This is a genomic window from Bacillus sp. WC2507 (genome assembly GCF_052656125.1).
Genome location: NZ_JBQXPN010000001.1, coordinates 4,941,676 through 4,964,728 on the forward strand (window position 1 = coordinate 4,941,676; position 23,053 = coordinate 4,964,728).

At 36.4% G+C, this 23,053-nt stretch carries 22 protein-coding genes; 8 read left to right on the forward strand and 14 right to left on the reverse strand.

Features of this window, described 5'->3' with window-relative positions:
• Positions 1-7: 7 nt before the first annotated feature.
• From rbsB to ACUN28_RS26145, 8 genes are all read right to left on the reverse strand, one after another.
• On the reverse strand, positions 8-934 hold the full coding sequence (rbsB, locus tag ACUN28_RS26110; protein WP_016089289.1) for a ribose ABC transporter substrate-binding protein RbsB: 927 nt from the start codon (positions 932-934) through the stop codon (positions 8-10).
• A gap of 14 nt (positions 935-948) precedes the next feature.
• The gene (locus tag ACUN28_RS26115; protein ID WP_016089290.1) at positions 949-1,884 is read right to left on the reverse strand and encodes an ABC transporter permease subunit; all 936 of its coding nucleotides are present in this window, start codon (positions 1,882-1,884) and stop codon (positions 949-951) included.
• Between the two features lie 2 nt (positions 1,885-1,886).
• Entirely contained in the window at positions 1,887-3,371 is a 1,485-nt protein-coding gene (rbsA, locus tag ACUN28_RS26120; protein WP_016089291.1) for a ribose ABC transporter ATP-binding protein RbsA, read from the reverse strand.
• An 18-nt stretch (positions 3,372-3,389) separates the two neighbouring features.
• On the reverse strand, positions 3,390-3,785 hold the full coding sequence (gene rbsD, locus ACUN28_RS26125) for a D-ribose pyranase (RefSeq protein ID WP_016089292.1): 396 nt from the start codon (positions 3,783-3,785) through the stop codon (positions 3,390-3,392).
• Positions 3,782-4,678, reverse strand: a complete 897-nt coding sequence (gene rbsK, locus ACUN28_RS26130; protein ID WP_016089293.1) for a ribokinase — start codon at positions 4,676-4,678, stop codon at positions 3,782-3,784. The genes rbsD and rbsK overlap by 4 nt, the downstream gene beginning before the upstream one ends.
• Before the next feature lie 13 nt (positions 4,679-4,691).
• Positions 4,692-5,663, reverse strand: coding sequence for a ribose operon transcriptional repressor RbsR (gene rbsR, locus ACUN28_RS26135; RefSeq protein ID WP_016089294.1), 972 nt, complete (start codon positions 5,661-5,663; stop codon positions 4,692-4,694).
• A 141-nt stretch (positions 5,664-5,804) separates the two neighbouring features.
• Positions 5,805-7,418, reverse strand: coding sequence for an MDR family MFS transporter (locus ACUN28_RS26140; protein ID WP_016089295.1), 1,614 nt, complete (start codon positions 7,416-7,418; stop codon positions 5,805-5,807).
• A gap of 19 nt (positions 7,419-7,437) precedes the next feature.
• The gene (locus ACUN28_RS26145) at positions 7,438-7,896 is read right to left on the reverse strand and encodes a MarR family winged helix-turn-helix transcriptional regulator (RefSeq protein WP_016089296.1); all 459 of its coding nucleotides are present in this window, start codon (positions 7,894-7,896) and stop codon (positions 7,438-7,440) included.
• Positions 7,897-8,167: 271 nt separating this feature from the next.
• Here ACUN28_RS26145 and glpT point away from each other — a divergent pair, with 271 nt between their 5' ends.
• From glpT to opp4A, 6 genes are all read left to right on the forward strand, one after another.
• Positions 8,168-9,517, forward strand: coding sequence for a glycerol-3-phosphate transporter (gene glpT, locus ACUN28_RS26150; protein ID WP_016089297.1), 1,350 nt, complete (start codon positions 8,168-8,170; stop codon positions 9,515-9,517).
• A 283-nt stretch (positions 9,518-9,800) separates the two neighbouring features.
• Positions 9,801-10,820, forward strand: coding sequence for an ABC transporter ATP-binding protein (locus tag ACUN28_RS26155; protein ID WP_016089298.1), 1,020 nt, complete (start codon positions 9,801-9,803; stop codon positions 10,818-10,820).
• On the forward strand, positions 10,807-11,733 hold the full coding sequence (locus tag ACUN28_RS26160) for an ABC transporter ATP-binding protein (protein WP_016089299.1): 927 nt from the start codon (positions 10,807-10,809) through the stop codon (positions 11,731-11,733). The genes ACUN28_RS26155 and ACUN28_RS26160 overlap by 14 nt, the downstream gene beginning before the upstream one ends.
• Positions 11,734-11,747: 14 nt before the next feature.
• Positions 11,748-12,713, forward strand: coding sequence for an oligopeptide ABC transporter permease (gene opp4B, locus ACUN28_RS26165; protein ID WP_033659623.1), 966 nt, complete (start codon positions 11,748-11,750; stop codon positions 12,711-12,713).
• An 18-nt stretch (positions 12,714-12,731) separates the two neighbouring features.
• Positions 12,732-13,637, forward strand: coding sequence for an ABC transporter permease (locus ACUN28_RS26170; RefSeq protein WP_016089301.1), 906 nt, complete (start codon positions 12,732-12,734; stop codon positions 13,635-13,637).
• Positions 13,638-13,649: 12 nt separating this feature from the next.
• On the forward strand, positions 13,650-15,425 hold the full coding sequence (opp4A, locus tag ACUN28_RS26175) for an oligopeptide ABC transporter substrate-binding protein (protein WP_016089302.1): 1,776 nt from the start codon (positions 13,650-13,652) through the stop codon (positions 15,423-15,425).
• Between the two features lie 100 nt (positions 15,426-15,525).
• Here opp4A and ACUN28_RS26180 read toward each other — a convergent pair whose 3' ends face one another.
• The 4 genes from ACUN28_RS26180 to ACUN28_RS26195 form a co-directional block, all read right to left on the reverse strand.
• A complete protein-coding gene (locus tag ACUN28_RS26180) occupies positions 15,526-15,651 on the reverse strand; it encodes a DUF4027 family protein (RefSeq protein WP_080118098.1) in 126 nt (41 codons plus the stop codon).
• Between the two features lie 199 nt (positions 15,652-15,850).
• Positions 15,851-16,273, reverse strand: a complete 423-nt coding sequence (locus tag ACUN28_RS26185) for a universal stress protein (RefSeq protein ID WP_016089304.1) — start codon at positions 16,271-16,273, stop codon at positions 15,851-15,853.
• Positions 16,274-16,338: 65 nt separating this feature from the next.
• Positions 16,339-17,790, reverse strand: coding sequence for a SulP family inorganic anion transporter (locus tag ACUN28_RS26190; protein WP_016089305.1), 1,452 nt, complete (start codon positions 17,788-17,790; stop codon positions 16,339-16,341).
• 305 nt (positions 17,791-18,095) lie between these two features.
• Positions 18,096-19,349: a cell wall-binding repeat-containing protein gene (locus tag ACUN28_RS26195; RefSeq protein WP_016089306.1), complete on the reverse strand. Its 1,254-nt coding sequence runs from the start codon at positions 19,347-19,349 to the stop codon at positions 18,096-18,098.
• A 174-nt stretch (positions 19,350-19,523) separates the two neighbouring features.
• On the opposite strand from ACUN28_RS26195, the gene ACUN28_RS26200 reads away from it, so the two are divergent.
• Both ACUN28_RS26200 and ACUN28_RS26205 read left to right on the forward strand, forming a co-directional pair.
• Positions 19,524-20,201 (forward strand): response regulator transcription factor, encoded by a 678-nt coding sequence (locus tag ACUN28_RS26200; protein ID WP_016089307.1) that lies wholly within the window; start codon positions 19,524-19,526, stop codon positions 20,199-20,201.
• 11 nt (positions 20,202-20,212) lie between these two features.
• A complete protein-coding gene (locus ACUN28_RS26205) occupies positions 20,213-21,583 on the forward strand; it encodes a sensor histidine kinase (protein ID WP_016089308.1) in 1,371 nt (456 codons plus the stop codon).
• Positions 21,584-21,805: 222 nt separating this feature from the next.
• On the opposite strand, the gene ACUN28_RS26210 is transcribed toward ACUN28_RS26205, so the two are convergent.
• Entirely contained in the window at positions 21,806-22,228 is a 423-nt protein-coding gene (locus tag ACUN28_RS26210; RefSeq protein ID WP_016089309.1) for a hypothetical protein, read from the reverse strand.
• Between the two features lie 206 nt (positions 22,229-22,434).
• Entirely contained in the window at positions 22,435-22,956 is a 522-nt protein-coding gene (locus ACUN28_RS26215) for a dihydrofolate reductase family protein (protein WP_016089310.1), read from the reverse strand.
• Positions 22,957-23,053 lie beyond the last annotated feature (97 nt).

Below are 23,053 nucleotides of genomic sequence, written 5' to 3' on the forward strand. Positions count from 1 at the left end.
TTTATATTTATTTGTTTTTCTTAATAAGCTCTAATTCAATCGGAATAGATTTGTCCACTTTTTTACCTTGCGTGATTTCTTTTGCTGTTTGCATCGCCTTCTCCCCGATTAATTCCGGTTTTTGAGCAACTGTTGCAGCCATACGCCCATCTTTAACCGCTTTTACAGCATCTTCTGTTGCATCAAACCCAACAACGACTACATCCGTTTTTCCAGCAGACTTCAATGCTTCAAGTGCACCTAATGCCATCTCGTCGTTATGCGCAAACACGGCTTTAATATCACCATTTGCTTGTAAAATGTTTTCCATAACAGATAATCCTTTAGCTCTGTCAAAATCAGCCGCTTGTTTGGCAACTACTTTTAAAGACTTATCAGCTACGTTATGGAATCCTTTCCCACGTTCACGAGCAGCAGAAGATCCAGGGATTCCTTCTAACTCAGCAACATTTGCTCCCCCGCCAACTAATTCACGAATGTAATCACTAGCCATTTGACCACCTTCGATATTATTAGATGCAATGTGAGAAACAACCTTACCTGAATTCGCAACGCGGTCTACTGTAATAACGGGAACATTTGCTGCATTTGCCGCACTTACTGCTGAAGCAACAGCATCTGAATCGGTCGGATTAATAACAACTACATCGACACCTTTTTGAATTAAATCCTCAACATCGTTCGTTTGCTTTGCTGCATCATTTTGTGCATCAACAGCAATCAATTCAATGCCGCTTTCTTTCGCTTGCTTTTCTGCTCCTTTTTTCAAAGTCACAAAAAATGGATTGTTTAAAGTTGAAACAGAGAATCCAACTTTAATAGTTTTATTTCGACCTTTATCGCTAGAATCCTTTGCCCATTCTGGTGGTTCCATTGAACAACCAGCAGTAATGACCATAATACATGCAACGAGTATAAGTAACCATTTCTTCATGCATTGTCCCTCCATTATGCTTCTTTTCGACGATCAATTAATACAGCTAGTAAGATTACAAGTCCTTTTACAACTTGTTGGAAGAAAGAAGATACGCCTAATAAATTTAAACCATTATTTAGTACACCGATAATAAGTACACCGATGAATGTACCAACAATCCATCCTCTTCCCCCAGAAAGACTTGTTCCGCCTAATACAACTGCTGCAATTGCATCTAATTCGTAAGAAGTACCTGCAGTCGGCTGTGCAGAATCTAGTCGTGATGTTAAGACAATACCTGCAAGCGCTGCCAAAATTCCGGAAAGACAGTAAATCATTACTTTAATTCTCGTAACATTAATACCTGATAGTGCTGCTGCTTCTTCATTTCCACCAATTGCAAATGTACGGCGACCAAATGTCGTTTTCTTCAAAATAAAGTACAGTACTGCGAAAGCGATCATCATTGTAACAGCTGGTACCGGAATACCGAGAAAATAACCGCGACCAAACATTTGGAACATTAAATGATCCCCAAGACCAGTGATCGGACGTCCGTCCATATAAACAAGCGTCAACCCACGAAAAATAGTCATTGTTGCTAAAGTTGCAATAAATGGAGCTACTTTTCCCTTCGCTATGATGATACCGTTTACAATTCCCATTACAAGACCAGCTAATAATCCAACTGCCATCGCAAGGAACGGGTCCATGCCACTTGCCATCATTCCAGCAACAAGTGCACTTGATAATGCTAAAATAGAACCTACCGATAAGTCAATACCCCCTGTTAAAATTACAAAGGTCATTCCGAATGCAATAAGCGCATTAATCGATACTTGACGCAGTATATTAAATAAATTTGGAATTTCAATAAATGCTGGATTTAAAGCTGTAATTACTACAATAATTAATACTAGTCCAATTAAAGACCCAAGTTGTTGTAATACATTCCCCTTCTTAGCCATCCTTACTCTCCCCCTGTAGCTAGTGCCATAATAGACTCTTGTGATGCCTCATCTTTCTCTAAAATGCCGCCGACTTTTCCTTCATGAATAACAAGAACGCGATCACTCATCCCTAAAACTTCTGGAAGCTCAGATGATACCATAATAACGGCATCTCCTTGCTCAGTAAGCTTATTCATAATAGAGTAAATTTCTTTTTTCGCTCCAACATCAACACCCCTTGTTGGCTCATCTAAAATAAGTAGCTGCGGGTGGATACCTAACCATTTTGCAATAACTATCTTTTGCTGATTTCCACCAGAAAGAGATTTCACCGCTTGCTCTCCACTAGCTGCTTTCACATTAAGAAGTTTCATCATGTCCGCTGTAAACTGTTGTTCTAGTTCGTTACTTAAGACACTTCCCTTTGAAAGACTTTCTAAATTCGGTAAGGCTAAATTTTCTCGAATTGAGAAATCTAACACTAACCCTTCAGATTTTCTATCCTCTGTAATGAATGCTATTCTTTGTCTAATCGCATCTATCGGACTATCAATCTTTACTTCTTGTCCATTTATAAGAATTTGGCCAGAATCTAAAGGTTCGTATCCAAATATTGCTTTCATAATATCTGTACGGCCAGCTCCCATCAAACCAGCAACACCAAGGATTTCACCTTTTCTAACTTGAAACGAAACATTTTCAAACTTCCCTTTTTTCGTTCCGTTACGCATTTCAAAAATAACATCGCCAATTTGACTATTTCGTTCTGGGTAACGTTCACCAATGCTGCGCCCCACCATCATACTCACTACTTCATCAAACGATGTTTCTGGAATTAACCTCTTTCCTACGTATTCCCCATCACGTAAAATCGTAATAGCATCACATATTGAAAAAATTTCTTCCATTCGGTGTGAAATATAAACGAACGAAACGCCTTCTTTACGTAATTTATTAATAACAGTAAACAACGTTTCAATTTCACGATCTGTTAATGCAGCTGTAGGTTCATCCATAATAATAACGCTCGCGTTTGTCATTAGCGCTTTCGCAATTTCGATAATTTGCTGTTGTCCAACCGATAACTCTCCTGCCAACATCGCGCCTTTTACATGTAAACCTAACTCCGCTAGTTGCTGCTGCGCAATCGCGTTCATTTGACGCGTACGTAAAATACCTGTCTTCCCATACATTAACTCTTTACCGAGAAACATATTTTCAGCTACTGTTAAGTTCGATAATATGTTCAATTCTTGATGTATAAATGCAATACCGTACTCTTCAGCTTCTTTCGCATTTTTAAAAGTTCGTTCTTGTCCATCAATCTTGATTGTTCCACCATCTTTTTTGTATACACCTGTTAAAATCTTCATGAGCGTTGATTTACCCGCTCCATTTTCCCCCATCAATGCATGGACTTCCCCTGTTTCAATCATAAACTGTGCATTCTTCAAAACAGGATTGCCATTGAACGCCTTTGAAATATTTTTCATTTCAATACGCATTCCCATCACTTCCCTTTATTAAAAAATCACGCCTGCATGTAAAATTACATTGGCATAAGGCGTAGCCTCTCCTGTACGAATAATCGCCTTCGCTTTCTTCGTGTGCTCTTTAAATTGTTCATGCGATACATATTCAAATGCTGGTTCTATTAATTTCAGCTCGATCTCTTGATTTACTTCCGCATTATTATTAATGACTTCTTCTGCTAACGTTACTTTTTCAATTGCCATATCATCAGCTACCACTTGCAATACGTCTAAAAAGCTAGGTTTTCCAATCTCAACAGCTAAATCAATTCGTTTTACTCCGTCAGGAATTGGTAACCCGCAGTCTGCGATTACAATCGTATCTGTATGCCCAAGTGAAGCAAGGACTGATGCAATCTCACTGTTTAATACACCGTGCTTTTTCATCCGACAATCACCTGCACTTCACGTACTCTATCTCTCGTTGGCATACCGCCCTGTGCTCCAAGTTTCGTTACAGAAAGACCACCAGCAACATTCGCAAAACGAATTGCTTTTTGAAGTGTTCCTCCTTCAGAAAGCGCAACTGCTAATGCACCATTGAATGTATCACCAGCTCCAGTCGTATCTACTACATCAACAGCGATGCTAGGAACATGTACAATCTCCGTACCATTATGGAAACGAACACCTTTAGAACCTTCTGTCATCAATAGTTTATTTGGATATTTAGCCAATAAATCTTCAATTGGTGATATGAAATCATCTAATACGATGCGGCACTCATGTTCATTTGGTGTAATATAAGTTGCCTTTTCTAAAATATCTTCTGATAACACTTGTGCTGGCGCTGGATTTAACATAACTGGAATATTATGCTCCTCACAAATAGCCAATACATATTTTACTGTTTCAAGTGGAATCTCTAGTTGAAGAACAACCATATCTGCTTTTATAAGAAGATCTTTTGAACGATCTACAACCGACTCATTTACAAGAGCATTCGCCCCTTGCACGACAACAATACTGTTATCCTCTTCTGCTAAAACGATATGAGCAATTCCTGTCGCCGTATCTGTAACCGGTACCACATAGTCGATAAAAACGCGTTCGTTCTCTAAATTGTTCCTAACTACAGTTCCATAATTATCGTTTCCAACTGCTCCAACCATCGCTACATTTGCACCTAATCTAGCTGCCGCAACCGCTTGGTTGGCTCCTTTCCCTCCTGGAATTGTATGAAATGCTTCACCAATTACTGTTTCTCCTGCTTTCGGACGTTTTTTTGAAACAGCCACTAAGTCCATTGAAATGCTACCTACTACTGCAATATTTGGCATCTGTTTCATCTCCTTACTTCGTTGTATTTCGTTCTATAATTTCAATCGGTAAACGATAGTGTTTCTCTTCTAATGCGTTCCCTTCCATCTGCTCTAATAACAGCTCTGTTGCAATTTTCCCCATTTCATAAATTGGCTGTGCAACAGTTGTAATAGATGGATACATCATTTCTGTTAAAGAAATTCCATCGAATCCGATAATTTGTAAATCATCTGGAATAGAAATCCCCTTTTGAAGTGCAGCCTTTACAATACCTATTGCAATTAAATCATTCCCTGCAACAATTCCATCAATATGTGGGTATTCTTCTAATAATTCCACCGCTACACGCTCACTATTAGCTGGATCAAATGTACTCTCTGCAATCATATAAGAAAGATTATTTTTCGTAATAACGTCTACAAAACCTTCAAAACGTTCATTCGCTGTACTCACATCACGTGGTCCACGAATATGTGCAATATGTTTGCAACCTTTGTCTAATAATAACTTTGTAGCAGCCTGACTTCCCGCATAGTTATCTGCATATACAGTAGGAATACGCTCATTAAACATACGGTCAATCGCAACGACTGGTACTGACAAACTCATGTAATTAACACTATTTTGTGGATTTGTGGCTACAATAAATCCATCCACATTATTTTGCCTAAGTACATCAATATATTGCTTTTCTTTCTCTAAACTCTCATCAGAGTTACAAAGTACAACTGTGTATCCTTGCTTATGCGCTACATCTTCTACGGCACGTGCAACTTCTGGAAAGAATGGATTCACGATATTTGGAACAACTAAGCCAATTAAACGAGATTTTTTATTATACAGTGAACGCGCTACTGTACTAGGTTTATAATCTAGCATCTCAATCGCTCGTTCTACTTTCTTTAATGTATCTTCATGAACATATCCATTTTTATTTAACACTCTGGAAACGGTCGCAACAGATACTCCCGCTAATTTTGCAACGTCTTTAATCGTACTCATTCTCTTCCCTCTCCGTTTCATGTAACCGTTTACAGAAAATAATATAACGTATTTCTAGAAATACGTCAATCATTTCTCACAAAAAAGCTTTTAAGGTTATACTCAAAAAAAAAAGCACCGCCATAAGGCGATGCTTTTTCATTACGAATATGATACCGTTTGTTCTTTTTCCTGTGCAGCAGGCTCTTCAGCGCCTTTTTTACGATCTGATAGTTTAATCTTCTGTAAGAAAATCGTAAAGATGGCACCCACTACTATGAATACTAATCCTGTTAAGAATACAGTATGAAGCGAGTCTACTAAAGAGTTTTTCAAAATTGGTACAATGCTGTTAGCGAATGCTTCTGGCATTTGTTTTAATGCCTCTGGACTAAATAACATCGAATATAAACCTTGTGGATCTGTATGAATCATATCTTTAAATTTTGTTACCATTTGTCCCGCTTCTTTCGGGAATGTATCTAATACAGGTACTAAATTCTTTGTTAATGTTGTACCTGAAGTATTATTCATGATTGATCCTAAAATTGTAATACCAAATGTTCCACCGATTTGACGGAAGAACTGACTTGATGATGTTACGACACCAAGATCTTTTTTCGGGAAGCTTTCTTGTAACGCTAATGTTAATGTTGGCATTACAAGACCCATTCCTAAACCGATAACCATCATATAAGAAGTAGCAGTTAGTTTAGTTGTGTGCATATCCATCGTTGTTAATAACCAGAATCCTCCAGCCATAATAAGCATTCCTGTAATAATTTGTGGTTTTACACCAACTTTTAATACAAGTTGCCCGCCGATAATACTCATCACAATCATTGTAATCATCATTGGCGTCATAATTGTACCTGATTCAGCAGCACTTACTCCTACAATTCCTTGCATGAAGAATGGTACGAACATAATAGCACCGAACATTCCAATACTCATAAAGAATCCAATCGCATTTAGTAATGTAAATGTGCGATTTTTAAAGAAATGCATCGGTAAAATTGGTTCTTCTGCTTTCGTCTCAACGATAATAAAGCTAACGATACCAATTACAGCTAATGCAAATAACCCGATAATTTGCCAAGAATCCCATGGGTAATCTTTTCCACCAAACGTTAATGCAAGTAATAAACTTACAACACCGAGAATCATCGTAAAGATTCCAGCGATATCAATTTTAATTGGTCCCGTTTGTTTATGTGATTTTAATCCCATTGCGATAAAGATTGTTGCTAAAATACCAACTGGTAAGTTAATGTAAAATACCCATCTCCAGTTCACTGCGTCTACAATCCAACCACCAACTTGTGGTCCAATTACAGAAGCAAGACCGTATAACGCACCAAAAATACCTTGCCATTTCGCACGTTCTTTTCCCGTGAACATGTCTCCAATAATAATCATAGCCATTGGCATCATAATACCGCCACCAAGACCTTGAATACCACGGAAAATGATTAATTCTGTCATACCATTTGCCATACCACATAACGCCGAACCAACCATAAAGATAACTAGCCCTGTTATATATACGTTACGACGACCAAGTAAATCCGCTAATTTACCTGCAATTGGTACAACTGTCGTTGATGTTAACATATAAGCTGTTGTTAACCACGTCATTAAGCTTAATCCGCCTAGTTCACCGACGATACGCGGCATTGCTGTACCAACAATTGTTCCATCTAATGCAGCAAATAGCATCGCGATTATTAAACCGATTAACAGCAACTTTCTATTTATATTTTCTTGTTGCTCCATGTAATCTCCTCAATTCCTCTTAGTTATTCTCTTTTTTCTCTTGTGTCCCGCAAATAATTGTTTCTAACTTCTCAAAAAGACGTAATAAATCTTCTCTTTCTTGTAACTCTAAGTGTGAAAAATATTTTGCAATATGCTCATTACGAGCAGTCATTGCCTCTTCTACTCTAGCTTTCCCCTTTTTTGTTAACTCAATGACGACAACACGACGGTCATCTTTGTCGTGATAGCGTTCTACAAGCTCTTGATCAATTAGACGATCGATCATCACTGTAATTGCACTAGGCTTTACATACATCTTTTTTGCTAATTTTGTCGCTCTTGAAGCTCCATAATGATCTAAAATCTTTAAAATATAAAACTGTGGTGGTGTAAGTCCTGTTGCTTGCATTTGTTCTAATAACTCTGTCTGCATTTTCTTTCCAATCGAAAAGGCAAGAGCTTGAATTTTATCGATATGCGTCATATCATTTGGCATGTTATCCACCTCTTATTTAAACAATAAAATATTTAACGTATTTAAATATTAATCCCGCGAACAAAATCCGTCAACACTTTTTATTTATAAAAACGTTTACATTTTTATCACAAAGTTGTATAATTTTCGTCGAAGTTAATATTGACAGTCACGGAGAATCGGAGTACAAGGCTATGAATCATAAAAAAGGGAACTTTTTTATATTTCATGGCCTTTTTATATTCTTCTGAACCACAACACTTCGAATTAATTAGGGGAGGATTTTCATTTTATGTTTTTCACACAATTATTTAAACCTGCGCCCCACGCGGAACGCTTACCAGCTGATCGCGTTGATAGCGAATACCGTAAATTACGTTTACAAGTATTCTTAGGTATCTTCATCGGGTATGCAGGTTACTACTTTGTTCGAAAAAACTTTTCACTAGCAATGCCATACTTAATCGAACAAGGCTTTAGTAAAGGAGAACTTGGGGTTATCCTTTCAGCAGTATCTATCGCTTACGGATTAAGTAAATTTCTTATGGGTATCGTATCCGACCGTTGTAATCCTCGCTACTTTTTAGCAGCTGGGCTATTTTTATCAGGTATCATTAATATTATTTTCGGCTCATTTTCTTTCATTACAACGAGCATCATACTTATGTTTGTCCTTCAGTTTTTAAATGGATGGGTACAAGGTATGGGCTGGCCTCCTTGTGGCCGTACGATGGTTCACTGGTTCTCTATTAGTGAACGTGGTACAAAAATGTCTATTTGGAACGTCGCTCATAACGTCGGCGGCGCACTTATGCCTTCACTCGTTACATTAGGCCTATATTTCTTTGCAAATGACTGGAAGAGTATTTTTTACTTCCCAGGTATTCTTTCAATTTTAGTTGGTATTTATGTGTTAATTACGATGAGAGATACACCTCAATCTTGCGGATTACCTTCTATAGAGGAACATACTGGGGAATATCCATCAGATGAAAAAGTAAAAGATCGAGAACGTGAACTTTCAGTAAAAGAAATTTTATTTACATACGTACTAAACAATAAATTTTTATGGTACATCGCTATTGCGAACGTTTTCGTTTATTTCGTACGTTACGGCGTTGTAGACTGGGCTCCTACTTATTTAGTAGAGGAAAAAAGTTTTACTCATAGTAGCTCTCGCACAGCTTACGCTTTATATGAATGGGCTGGTATTCCAGGTACACTTCTTTGCGGATGGATGAGTGATAAACTGTTTAAAGGGCGCCGCGCACCTGCTGGTATTTTATTTATGGTCGGTGTATTCATTGCCGTTCTCGTTTATTGGCTAAATCCTGCCGGTCACCCAATCATTGATAGTATCGCACTTGTTTCCATTGGATTTTTAATTTATGGGCCTGTTATGTTAATCGGCCTACACGCATTAGACTTAGCACCGAAAAAAGCTGCTGGAACTGCAGCTGGTTTAACTGGGTTCTTTGGTTACCTAGGTGGCGCTACTTTTGCTAGCGCAGCTATGGGCTTTATTGTAGACGCATTTGGATGGGATGGCGGATTCATTTTACTCCTTGCTTCTTGTGTGCTCGCAATGTTCTTCCTTGCCCTTACTTTAAACACAGGATCTGCAAAACAAAAACAAGCTTAAGTACTAATATTATTCTTATCAAAAAAAGAGAGGCTGTTCTTTCCAGAACACCTCTCTTTTTTCTACATATAAATCTTTTTTCTTACAAAAGATTTATTCTCCTCTTTTTATATGTTAGCGTTTTCAACTAACTTCAATCCCCTATATAACAGCATTCAATCTCTGTATAAAAAGATTTTTGAATATTTTCTCAACTTATGCTTGTCAAACATTGTCAATTTATATTAAAATAACAACAACATACAAAATATTTAGTCTTTTCAGAAAAGATGGAGGGATAGCCATGAAGAATCCACTTCTTCGCATTGAAAACTTACAGACTTCCTTTCGCATACAAGATCACTATCATGCAGCAGTTGATAATGTTTCGTTAACTGTCCATGAAAATGAAATTGTCGCGATAGTTGGTGAATCGGGTTGCGGAAAAAGTGCACTTGCCCTTTCTATTATGCGACTGCATAATGAAGCAAATACAAAATTACAAGGGCAGCTTAACTATAGAGATAAGGATTTACTAACTATGTCGACCGCAGAAATGAATAAAGTACGCGGATCAAACATCGGTATGATTTTCCAAGAACCTCTTACAGCACTCGATCCTCTTATGACAGTTGGAAAACAAATCGAAGAAAACTTAGACTACCACACAAGCCTTTCAAAAGCAGAAAAGAAAGAACGCACCTTAGAACTACTCCATCAAGTTGGTATTCCAAAACCAGAACTTACATATAAACAATACCCACATGAATTATCTGGCGGAATGAGACAAAGAATTGTTATCGCAATTGCAATTGCTTGTAACCCAGCACTCATTATTGCGGATGAGCCAACAACGGCACTTGACGTAACCATCCAAGCACAAATTTTAGACTTACTAAAGTCTATTCAAGAACAAACAAAAATGGGCATCATTTTAATTACACATGATTTAAGTGTTGTTGCAGAAACAGCTGATCGTATCGTCGTTATGTACGCTGGACAAGTTGTAGAGACAGGAAAAGTTGAAGAGATTTTTAACAACCCTCTTCATCCATATACTCGTTCTCTATTAAACTCAATTCCATCTGCATATGCTGAAAAAGAAAAATTACATGTAATTCAAGGCGTGGTTCCTTCGTTAGCGAAGCTTCCTCGTACAGGCTGCCGCTTCCAAGCTAGAATTCCATGGATTAGACCTGATCAACACGAGGAAAATCCAATTTTACATGAAGTAAAACCAGACCATTGGGTACGTTGCACTTGCTACAAGCATTTCAACTTCCAAGATAAGAAAGGAGATGACGTAACTCATGGCACTGCTTAAAGTAGAAGATTTAAAAGTACATTTCCCAATTAAAGGTGGTTTCTTCGGACGCACATTAGATTACGTACGTGCTGTAGATGGTGTAAGTTTTGAATTACAACCGGGTGAAACATACGGAATCGTTGGTGAATCAGGAAGTGGAAAATCAACAACAGGTAAAGCGATTATGCATTTAACGAAAGCAACAGAGGGTAGCATTCATTTTAATAATAGAGATTTAACAAAATTAAATCGCTCAGAACTAAGAGAACAACGAAAAGATATTCAAATGATTTTCCAAGATCCATATTCATCATTAAATCCCAAAAAACGTGTTCTCGACATTATCGCTGAGCCTCTTCGAAATTTTGAGAAACTCTCACCTGATGAAGAACGTAGAGCGGTTCAAGAATATCTTGATAAAGTTGGTCTAAATCCAGAGTCAATTTATAAATATCCACATGAATTTTCCGGTGGGCAAAGGCAACGGATTGGTATTGCACGCGCTCTTACATTAAAACCAAAGCTTATTATTGCTGATGAGCCAGTATCTGCGCTTGACGTGTCTGTACAGGCACAAGTATTAAACTTCTTGCAAGATTTACAAGCTGAGCTCGGACTAACATACTTATTCATTAGTCATGATTTAGGTGTCATTCGTCATATGTGTGACCGCATCGGTGTTATGTACCGCGGACGAATTGTCGAAGAAGCAACTAGTACAGAAATTTATAATAATCCGCAACATATTTATACGAAACGCCTAATATCAGCCATTCCTGATATTCGTCCTGAAAACAGAGAACAACAACGTAAGCTCCGTCAACAAGTAAGCTCTGAGTATGAGAAATCATACGAAAATTATTTCAATGAAAACGGTCGGGCTTATGACTTAAAAGCAATCTCGCCAACGCACCGGGTGGCATTACCATAAGGGAGTGATAAAACATGTGGAAGTTTATATTACGGAGATTTTTAGTAATGATCCCGCAATTATTCGTGTTAAGTGTACTTGTCTTTCTACTAGCTAAAGCAATGCCAGGCGATGCCTTAACTGGCAAAGCAATGAATCCAAAAGCGGATCCAAAAGTGATTGAAGAACAACGTGAAAAGCTTGGATTAAATGACCCAGTTACAACACAATATGTTCGCTGGATTAAAAATGCAGTTCAAGGTGACTTCGGTATTTCCTATGCACACAAAATGAAAGTAACCGAGTTAATTGGAGAACGACTTGGAAATACAGTATCTTTAGCACTTGTCATTCTTATTCTTACTTATTTAATTGCCATACCACTGGGAGTTATAAGTGGGCGGTGGAATGATACATGGGCTGATCGACTCATTACCATTTACAACTATCTAGGTTTTGCTACGCCATTATTTATATTTGCACTCGTTATGCTCTTCCTATTCGGATTTAAGTTTGCAATATTCCCAACCGGCGGTAGCGTAGATCCTCAAGTTGCAACAGGTACATTTGCTTACTATTTAAGCAAATTGAATCACATGCTACTACCAGCTTTATCCGGAGCATTAATTGCAACAGTTGGTACTGTTCAATATTTACGAAGCGAAATTATTGATACGAAACATAAAGATTTTGTGCGTACAGTAAGAGCAAAAGGTGTTCCAGAATCAAAAATCTATTCTAGACATATTTTACGAAATTCATTCTTACCAATTGCAGCCTTCTTAGGCTATGAAATTACAGGATTAGTTGGCGGTGCCATCTTTTTAGAAAGTATTTTTAGCTATCCAGGAATTGGACAACTATTTATACAATCTATCTCTCAACGTGATTTTAGTGTAATAACTGCACTCGTTATGTTTACTGGATTTGCAACGTTACTTGGAACTCTTCTTTCAGATATTATTCTAAGCATCGTCGATCCACGTATTCGTATTGATTAATGGAGGTGAAGAAACATTATGTTAGCAAAACCCGAAAAACAAACTGAAGTTATTCATTACGAAAAAAGCCCTTCCGGTTTCTCTATTATGTGGCGAGAACTTCGTAAAGATAAATTAGCAATGTTTTCACTTTTTTTCCTAGCAATCTTATTACTAGCAGTCTACGCAACATCTTTTATTATGAAACAAGAAGATATTGTACGAGTTGATTTATTCGCTATTTATGCTCCTCCCTCTGCTGAACATTTGTTAGGAACAGATTACGGAGGACGCGATATTTTCGGTCAACTTATTATTGGTACACGTAACTCATTTACAATTGGATTAGCAATTACTATTCTTTCTTGTTTAATTGGTCTTTCAATTGGATTAATTGCCGGTTATTTCGGAGGAACTATTGATAATATCATTATGCGCGTTATCGACTTTGTTATGGTTTTACCATTTTTAATGCTTGTAATTGTATTTATTACACTTGTTCCTACGTTCAATATTTTCACTTTCATTTTAATTATGAGCGTGTTCTTATGGACAGGAAAAGCTAGATTAATTCGCTCAAAAGTATTAACTGAAAAAGAACTCGATTATGTCTCTGCATCTAAAACTTTAGGAACACCAAACTGGAGAATCATTCTTTTCCAAGTACTACCTAACTTAAGTTCAATTATCATTGTTAGCGTTACATTAAATCTTGCTGGAAACATCGGTATTGAATCTGGTCTAACTTTCTTAGGATTTGGTCTACCAGAAAGTACACCAAGCCTTGGTACACTTGTTAGTTATGCTAGAAATCCAGATGTATTACAAGAGAAATGGTGGATTTGGTTACCCGCATCAATCATGATTTTAACATTGATGCTGTGTATAAATTTTATTGGTCAAGCGCTACGTCGTTCGGCCGACGCAAGACAAAGAAAAGGATAAGGGGTGGAAGAAATGACAAATAAGCCAAAGTTTTTCAAAGTATTAAGTACACTTGCGGTTTCAACATTACTACTTTCAGCATGTGGGGGCAGTGGTGGTAGTGAAAAAACGAGCAGTACAAAAAAAGTAGATACAAATAAATTTAGTGCATCTGTTAAAAATGATAAAAAGGAAATTAAAGATGGTTCATTAACATATGGTCTTGTTTCTAACACACCATTTGAAGGTCTTTTGAACTTCGCTGTATATGAAGGGGATCCTGATAACCAAGTCATTACAATTTTCGATGAATCTTTATTATCAAATGACGAAAACTGGGAATACACGAATGATGGTGCTGCTACATATGAAATTTCTAAAGATAAAAAGACAATTACACTAAAAATCAAAGATAATGTAAAATGGCATGATGGAAACCCTGTTACTGCTGAAGATTTAGAATACTCTTATCTAGTGATTGGTAGTAAAAAATATGCCGGTTCTCGCTATGACACTCAAATGCAAATGATTGAAGGTATGGAAGATTACCACAATGGAAAAGCCGAAAAAATTTCAGGTATTAAGGTAACGGATCCGAAAACAATCTCGATTACATTTAAAACACCGAACCCTTCAGTGAAAACTGGGCTTTGGACATACCCTCTTCATAAGAAATATTTAGGAGATGTACCAATTGAAAAATTAGCGGAATCTGACAAAATCCGTAAAAATCCAATTGGTTTCGGACCTTTTAAAGTGAAGAAAATTACGCCAGGAGAATCTGTTGAATTTGAACGTTTTGATGATTATTATGGTGGAAAACCAAAACTGAAAAGTATGGTTTTAAAAGTTGTTAACCCTTCCGTTGTTAACGCGTCCTTAAAAAATGGTGATATTGACATTGCTGAAGTAAGTGCAGATCAGTATCCAAATGTAAGTAAATTAAAAAATGCACAATTAGTCGGTAAAACCGATTTATACTATAGCTATATCGGTTTTAAATTAGGCCATATGGATAAAGAAAAAGAAGAAGTAGTGATGGATAAGGAGAAATTTAAAGATGTTCGTGTACGTCAAGCAATGGCGTATGCTATTGATCGAAAAGAAATTGGTGAAAAATTATATCACGGCCTACGTTATCCGGCTAACTCACCAATCCCACCATCTCTACCAAAATATCATAACAATAAAGCTGGTGCCTATGATAAAGATGTAGAGAAAGCTAAAAAATTATTAGATGAAGCTGGCTATAAAGATACGAACGGAGATGGATTCCGTGAAGATCCGAATGGTAAAGAATTTAAAGCTAATTTCTTATCAATGAGTGGTAGCGATGTAAGTGAACCACTTGCAAAATTCTTTATTCAATCTTGGAAAGACATCGGCCTAAAAGTAGAGCTTCTTGATGGTCGCTTACATGAATTTAACTCATTCTACGATATGATTAAAAAAGATGATCCAAAAGTTGATCTTTTCGCGGCAGCTTGGGGAACTGGATCTGACCCAGACCCTTCTGGTATTTGGGCTAAAGATGCAGCATTCAATTACCCACGTTGGGCTACTGACAAAAACACAGAATTATTAAAACAAGGTATTTCTCCAGAAGCTGCTGATGAGAAGTACCGTAAAGATGTCTACGACAAATGGCAAAAATTAGTTCATGATGAAGTACCATTAATTCCACTTCATTATAAATTTGACTTAAAAGGTGTAAATAATCGCGTAAAAGATTATAAATATACACCAGAAGATCAATACAAGTGGGGCAAAGTTAGCGTAACAAGCGATAAAGCAGAAACAGAGAAATAAGAAAATAGCTCCTGGCACTGAGATATATGCCGGGAGCTATTTTTTATTTATAATCCTTCTCTTGCTATTTATAACAACCAATTCCTTCCCTACTCTAAGATTAAAAGATTTGATGAATCATCTTTATTACAACAGCTAACGTAACAGATACCGCAAATCCCCCTAAACAAATTAAGCTTACCCCTTGACTATATGATAAATTTTGAAATGATTTCATTGCTTCCATCCTCCCTATCTCCCCTTTGATACTCTTATTTTACCAATGGGAAAAATTTCATAACATCGATTTTTCTGACAACAAACTTACAAATTTGTAAGTTAATATTTTTTTAAACTTATATATCTAGTATGCCCACCCACTCTCCCTTTATACGGCAAAAAAGACCCCGAATTATATCAAGGTCTTAGTTACGTTCTATTTCGTTTTACTTTATTATCATCACCGGACATTTCACACGCTTTGCTATTTTATGACTGACACTACCAAGTACCATTTCTTGTAATGTATTTAATCCTCTGCTTCCAGCAATTACAAGATCTATATCCCCTGTATTTACATATTGAACAATCGTATCTCCTGGATCGCCATGTAATATCGTAATTTTATAAGAAATGTTCTCTTTCTTTAATAAACCTTCAATCTCTTTTAATTTATCTTTTCGACTAGCCGATATTGTTTCTAGATCTGTTTGACCTTGTATAATATCTGATTTTGCCGTTCTATTATCTACTACGTACACAACTTCAATATTTGTTTCTTCGCTACATTTCGCAATATATGTTGCATGTTCCGCTGCTCGAAGTGCATGTTCAGAACCGTCACATGCTAATATAATTTGTTTGTACATATGCTGAATCCCCTTTTCGTTATCCTACCCGTATTATATAATAAAGCCCCCTAAAAAGGAGGCTTCTAACTAGCAATTCTTTTATTATAAGTAGCTAAATTTGAAATAATCTTCGAGCTTCGTTCATTTAATCCCGTTATACTTACTTTCACACCACTTTGTTCATACTTCATGATAACTTTATCAATTGCAGCTACTGCTGAATCATCCCATACGTGTGCGTGAGTAAAATTCAACTCAATTTCTTTTACATCTTCCTCAAATGTAAAATTATTTATAAAGTCTGCTGTAGATGCAAAGAAAAGTTGACCATGAATTTCGTATATTTTCTTATTTTCAATATATAAATGTTTCACGTGAATCTTTGCCATATTGAGTGCAAATAAAACCGCACTAATTACTGTTCCGATAATTACACCTAATGCTAAATTATGTGTAATTAAGACAATCACAACTGTTACGATCATAACAAATGCGTTTCCTTTTGGTACTTTATGAATCGTTGTTACAGAGTTCCAATCAAATGTTCCAATTGAAACCATAATCATAACTGCAACTAAAGCTGCCATCGGAATATGAACGACATAATCACCTAAAACGAATAGTAATACGATTAAAAACCCGCCTGCTACAAATGTCGATAAACGACCGCGTCCACCTGATTTAATATTAATAACAGATTGTCCAATCATTGCACAGCCTGCCATTCCTCCGAAGAATCCAGCGACAATATTTGCAAGACCTTGTCCACGTGCTTCTTTATGTTTATTACTTTCTGTATGCGTCATATCATCCAAAACTGAAGCTGTTAATAATGACTCTAGTAAACCGATAATTGCAAGCATAACTGCGTACGGTAAAATGATCCCTAATGTCTCAAGTGTAAAAGGCACGTCAGGAATGCTAAAGAACGGTAATTCTTTCGGCAGGCTTCCCATATCTCCTACTGTTTTCAACTGTAATCCGCTCATAAGTGCAATACTTGTCACAATAATAATGGAAATAAGTGTAGACGGGACAGCCGTCGTAATACGTGGAAATACATATATAATTATAAGTCCTAATGCGACAAGTGCATACATTTGCCAAGTTGCATTTTTAAAATGTGGCAATTGCGCTGTAAAAACTAAAATTCCAAGTGAATTTAAAAAACCACTCATAACAGATTTCGGAACAAACTTCATAAATGAGCTCAGTTTGAACACACCAAAAATAATTTGGACAATACCTGTTAATATTGTTGTAGCAAATAAATATTGCAAACCGTGATCTTTAACAAGCGTTACCATTAGTAATGCCATCGCACCTGTTGCAGCTGAAATCATCCCAGTTCTTCCGCCAACAAATGAAATGGTAACTGCAATACAGAAGGCTGCGTATAACCCAACGGTCGGATCCACACCTGCAATAACAGAGAAAGCAATCGCTTCAGGGATTAACGCTAAAGCAACAACAATTCCTGATAGTACGTCCCCTCTCACATTGGAGAACCAATCATTTTTTATCGTTTGAAACAAAATACCACTCCTCTACTCTTTTATCCCGCATTAACGGGCAGTAAGACCCCCACCTCAAAATTCAGCGGAAGCAAAGAAGTTAGGTGGGGATCAACTGCCCATAAAAGCCCGATTGGTTCAACTAATAATCAGTGGGGGATGAACAAAACCCCCACTGATTAAAGTTTCACTTTATCATTTAATTTTCTCCATAAGAAAATCTAAGCCGACTGCACGAAGGCTATTATATAACGAGTAGAGGATTTTGCGCTATGTAAAAGTTTCCTAAAAAAAGACGCTACCTTCTAGCGTCTTTTCTCATTTCATTAATGTCCACCGTGCCCTTGGCCACTTTCCTGAACAATCTCTAACCTCTCATCCAATATACCTTGTGTTTCAAATGAAATATCACTCGTACTTCCTAATAAGAAGCCGTGGTTATATGGTCCCAGCGTTGGGTCATCTTTAAACTTCGGCTGAATACTAGCAAGGAATTCATACACTGGTTGTGAAGCTTTCCCTTCTTCTAACAATACAACAGGTGCGTGTTTACCCATATGTGAAAATGGTGCCCCTGCAACTGCTAAGTCTGGTGTTTTGCTTGAAACAAATGATAAACCGTGACCTGGTTTTGTAAACCCCCATCCAAATTTTGTTTTTTCATCTTTAAATTTCGCAAATGCAATAGAATTCTCTACTGGAGTCTCTCCACTAATACGCGTTACTTTCCCGTATTTACTTAACTCTTTTTCTACTTCTTTTGAAACGATTTTTTCTGGTCCTAGTAAATATATATTTGCTTTATCTTTTCTCATCTTTAATGCCACTATCGTCGCTTCTGGCACTTTATTTTTTTCTGTATAGAGTAATGGTTCTGGCATATGAGAAATCCAGTTTACAGCCGGTGTTGTATATAAACGCCCTTCTTCTTCCGATGAACCGATAATAACACTATTTGGATAACTTCCTGTTATATCGGCATATTCTTTATCCACATCTTTAGCAAATGTAGCTGGATCCGTTTCTTTTATTTGCTTTACTTGATAATCTTTTAATTGCTCAAGGATTGATGCACCTACATCCCCCATCACCATAATTTGTGTTCCATCTTTCGTTCCGATCGGATTTAATCGTTTTATTTCTTTTAGCGTCATTTCAGGTACCTTTTCTTTTTCTATAAATAAAATCGGCCCGTTATTCGGATGGTGAATAAGATCCGCACTTGCAATACCTAATTGCCACTCGTTTACTGGTACTAAAATAATAGCGCCTGGCTGATTCTCTTTATGCGTTGCTGGCCATATCGTTTGCGAAGTTAATACTGCCATTTGCATAGGGTCATTTGTATTTAATCTCGTTACATTTTTTAAACTCGTCGTTAATACATCATTCGATGCCCCCTTATTCATTTCTTTCGGCGCACTTACCTCCTGCTTCATTTTCATTTTCATTTCCTTTTGCTCTGTTTTCTTCTCTTCTTTAGATTCATGATTTTTATGATCTGTGTTCGTTTGCCCACACGCCGCAAGACCAGCCGCCGCAATTATTGTTATCCCTAAAATTCGGGTCATCTTTTTCACTATACCGCCTCCGTATGAATCGTTTTCGAGCCAATATGATTACCTAAATTAGAATTTCACCTTTACAATAACAAGCAATTCTGAAGAAATTATGCAGATGCATTATAATCTGCACCATTTCTTCATGATTTTGACTTACAATTTAAATAATAACTACAAATGCGGAGGTACTCTATGGTCGATATACTACTCGTAGATGATGAGCCGAGAATGCTTGAATTATTAACACTTTATCTTACTCCAATCGGATACAACTGCATATGTGCAGTATCCGGTGAAGAAGCTATTTCACATATAGAAAATCGAAACTTCAAGTTTGTTTTACTTGATATTATGATGCCAAAGATGGACGGATGGGAAACGTGCAAAAGAATTCGATCATTTAGTAACGTTCCTATCATTATGGTAACTGCTCGTGATCAAACGGTAGATGTCATCCAAGGATTAAAACTTGGCGCAGATGATTACGTGACGAAACCGTTCCATGAAGAGGAGCTTTTCGCAAGAATTGAAGCTGTTTTAAGGCGAACGAATCAACACGCACAAATCCAATATCACGGCATTTTATGGGATGAGGCAAAGCATTTCGCTTCTGTCCATAATGAAGAACTTCTTCTCACTCCAATCGAATTCTCTTTACTCGGATTATTTTTACGTCATGTGAACTACGTATTAAGCCGCGATCAGCTCATTGAACGAATTTGGGGATTAAATACAAATACAGAAGATAGAACAGTCGATTCACATATTCGTAATTTGCGTGATAAATTACGAAAAGTAAATTTTCCTATTGATCATCATTTAAAAACTGTTTACGGAGTCGGGTATCGATGGATTGATACTCTAGATTAAGGAGCAAAACGATGAAGCGAATATCTATTCAACTCGGATTTTATTTTTTAATTGTTACACTTTTAATCGAAAGTGTTCTATTTGTCTTGCTTTATTATAGCCTTGTCAACAATAGAGTAAATGAAGAAATGACAGCTTTATTAAAGCGCGGAAATAGTCACCGAGATGTCCTTGAAAAGTATTTTGATAAGCAAACAATCTCCCATGTTGCCCTAATGGAATCCGAAGCTGAAACCACTGTTGTTATTACAAATGCAAATAAGGATGTACTAGCTAAATCCAATGAAATAAATACTACTATAAAAAAGCATATTGAAAAGATGCAAACACGGACAGATCATGAGGGAGCAATTATAGAGAATCATTGGAAAACATCTAATTATATATGTACAATTAGCCCAATTATAGTGGCAGGAAAAACAGAAGGCTACGTATATATGTTTCTCGGAACGAAATCAATCGAGGAAATGGTTAACGGGCTAACAAGACAATTCATTATTGCTGGAGTCATTACTTTTCTATTAACAGCCATCACCATCTTTCTATTATCACGGTTGTTAACAAAACCATTGTTACACATGAAACATGCCACTGAAAAAATGAGTAAAGGCGACTTATCTGTTTCATTAACAACTACTCGAAATGATGAAATCGGTGAACTAGCATCATCAATTCAAACGCTCGCAAATGATTTACATTATATGAAAACAGAGCGAAGTGAATTTCTAGCAAGTGTTGCTCACGAATTACGAACACCGTTAACATACGTAAGAGGTTATGCTGACATTGCTTTAAAAGAAACCACATCTCCTGAGCAACGTTTGCGATATTTATCTATTATAAAAGATGAGTCTGATTACATTACAAACTTAGTTCAAGATTTATTTTCACTTGCACAAATAGAACAACATAACTTCTCTATTCAAGTAAAAGAAGTACATTTACACACCTTCCTTACTCGCATAGCCGAAAAAGTAAACGCCATGTATAAAGAAAGACATATTAAAGTTTCTTTCTTTTGTCCTCCTACACTGGTAGTAAGCTTAGATGAACAGCGATTTGAACAAGTTATAGTGAACATTTTAAATAACGCTTATAGACATTCAAACGAACATTCTCATATAAACATTTCTGTTACAGAAGAAAATAAATGTATTTCCATTACAATTGAAGATGAAGGTGAAGGTATTCCGCCTGAAGACCTCCCTCACATTTTCGACCGCTTTTATCGAGTTGACAAAGCTAGATCACGCTCTACAGGCGGAACTGGTTTAGGACTATCTATCGTGAAAGAAATTGTAGAACTACACGGCGGGAATATTACTGTAACGAGCGAAGTCGATCATGGGTCTTGTTTTATCATTTCATTATCATCTATATAGAAATACAACTATCATTAATTAACCTACAAAATTACATCATAATTGACATATGAAAACGCCCAGAGCAGAAAAAACTCTGAGCGTCTTTTATTGTCTTATTGAATTAAATTCTCCTTTAACTTAAATAAAATTAAAGACAAAACTTAAATAAATTTCTAAACATATTCATTTCACACTCTTTATTCTAAAAAGAATCTTTAATTCTACTTAAAGTAACACACTTTATATTTGTAATGGTTTATAAGCCAATGCTTTATCTATAATTTCTCTGGCAGTTAATTCTTCATCATTCCAAAAAATATAATCACTTATTTTAGGGTCAATAACAGACGATATAACCATGTCCAACCAAATTGCCAGCTCCCATTCTTCTCCTTCTGTATCCATAAGTTTTTGAACCAAGGTAACTAACTCTTCTCTATTTAACTCTCCTAACTTTATATTTTTATGATTAATAGCTCTTTTTACAATGTATTCTGCACCGTAATCAGCAAAAAATAATTCTTTTGCACGTGGATAAGGAACACTCTTTTCAAATACAGTCAGTTTATGTTCAAAATCTTCTCCAAAATCTTGTAGCTCTTGAATTTCTAAAACTAATTTTAATAGTTTCTTTTCATCCAATTCCTCACTCCCTTTATTCAAGACAACCACCTCAGTAATCTAATTACATTTCTTCATAATTTCCATATTCATTTCAACATAAAATTACAATTTCCCTTTTGAATTATCGAAATTAATATGTTATCCCTTATGTTAATTGATATGTTAAAGACAGATAAATATTGATATAACTAGGAATAAGAATAGACCAAATCAGATGTGATTTGGTCTATTCATTGGTAGGTTATTCACTTTACCTCATAATATAAATTTACAAATTGCCCAAAACGTTTCGTATCCGTCAAAGTTAAATTAATTTCTGGATTCTTTTCTTTAAATAATGGAACACCAGAGCCTAATATATGCGGTGTAATCGTAACAACATATTCATCAATTAGGTTATTCTTAAAGAATTCTCTCAGTAGCTCTCCTCCACCAACCATCCATATTTTAGATCCTTCTTGTGCTTTTAACCTTTTAGTAAACTCCACTACATCTTCATTTACGAACTCAACGTTTCCGTCTGAGCCTTTTTCTGAACGAGAAAAAACATAACATGCTTTATCTAAGTACGGGAATGTTTCCGTATGCTCTACTACATAATCGTACGTTCTTTTTCCCATAATTATTGTATCAATCGTTTCATACATTTCCGTATAACCGTTATCTCCCTCTCCTTCTGTTTCCATTAACCACTCTAAATCATCATTTTCTTTCGCAATATATCCATCTAAGCTCGCCGCAATAAATAAAACTATTTCACGTGACATATTTTTTCCTCCTTATATCTCATCTTGATAACATATGATGTAAACAATATACTAACAATAAAACATGACACTTTATGTCATGTTAAAAAGAAAAAGG

Excerpts from the sequence above, each read along its gene's own strand:
- ACUN28_RS26160 (WP_016089299.1), top strand. The coding sequence starts at position 10,807 with ATGGCACTGCTTAAAGTAGAAGATTTAAAAGTACATTTCCCAATTAAA.
- opp4A (WP_016089302.1), top strand. The coding sequence starts at position 13,650 with ATGACAAATAAGCCAAAGTTTTTCAAAGTATTAAGTACACTTGCGGTT.
- rbsB (WP_016089289.1), bottom strand. The coding sequence starts at position 934 with ATGAAGAAATGGTTACTTATACTCGTTGCATGTATTATGGTCATTACT.
- ACUN28_RS26170 (WP_016089301.1), top strand. The coding sequence starts at position 12,732 with ATGTTAGCAAAACCCGAAAAACAAACTGAAGTTATTCATTACGAAAAA.
- rbsK (WP_016089293.1), bottom strand. The coding sequence starts at position 4,678 with ATGCCAAATATTGCAGTAGTAGGTAGCATTTCAATGGACTTAGTGGCT.
- ACUN28_RS26145 (WP_016089296.1), bottom strand. The coding sequence starts at position 7,896 with ATGCCAAATGATATGACGCATATCGATAAAATTCAAGCTCTTGCCTTT.
- ACUN28_RS26140 (WP_016089295.1), bottom strand. The coding sequence starts at position 7,418 with ATGGAGCAACAAGAAAATATAAATAGAAAGTTGCTGTTAATCGGTTTA.
- rbsA (WP_016089291.1), bottom strand. The coding sequence starts at position 3,371 with ATGCGTATTGAAATGAAAAATATTTCAAAGGCGTTCAATGGCAATCCT.
- ACUN28_RS26205 (WP_016089308.1), top strand. The coding sequence starts at position 20,213 with ATGAAGCGAATATCTATTCAACTCGGATTTTATTTTTTAATTGTTACA.
- opp4B (WP_033659623.1), top strand. The coding sequence starts at position 11,748 with ATGTGGAAGTTTATATTACGGAGATTTTTAGTAATGATCCCGCAATTA.
- ACUN28_RS26215 (WP_016089310.1), bottom strand. The coding sequence starts at position 22,956 with ATGTCACGTGAAATAGTTTTATTTATTGCGGCGAGCTTAGATGGATAT.
- rbsR (WP_016089294.1), bottom strand. The coding sequence starts at position 5,663 with ATGAGTACGATTAAAGACGTTGCAAAATTAGCGGGAGTATCTGTTGCG.
- ACUN28_RS26185 (WP_016089304.1), bottom strand. The coding sequence starts at position 16,273 with ATGTACAAACAAATTATATTAGCATGTGACGGTTCTGAACATGCACTT.
- rbsD (WP_016089292.1), bottom strand. The coding sequence starts at position 3,785 with ATGAAAAAGCACGGTGTATTAAACAGTGAGATTGCATCAGTCCTTGCT.
- ACUN28_RS26180 (WP_080118098.1), bottom strand. The coding sequence starts at position 15,651 with ATGGAAGCAATGAAATCATTTCAAAATTTATCATATAGTCAAGGGGTA.
- ACUN28_RS26115 (WP_016089290.1), bottom strand. The coding sequence starts at position 1,884 with ATGGCTAAGAAGGGGAATGTATTACAACAACTTGGGTCTTTAATTGGA.
- glpT (WP_016089297.1), top strand. The coding sequence starts at position 8,168 with ATGTTTTTCACACAATTATTTAAACCTGCGCCCCACGCGGAACGCTTA.
- ACUN28_RS26200 (WP_016089307.1), top strand. The coding sequence starts at position 19,524 with ATGGTCGATATACTACTCGTAGATGATGAGCCGAGAATGCTTGAATTA.
- ACUN28_RS26155 (WP_016089298.1), top strand. The coding sequence starts at position 9,801 with ATGAAGAATCCACTTCTTCGCATTGAAAACTTACAGACTTCCTTTCGC.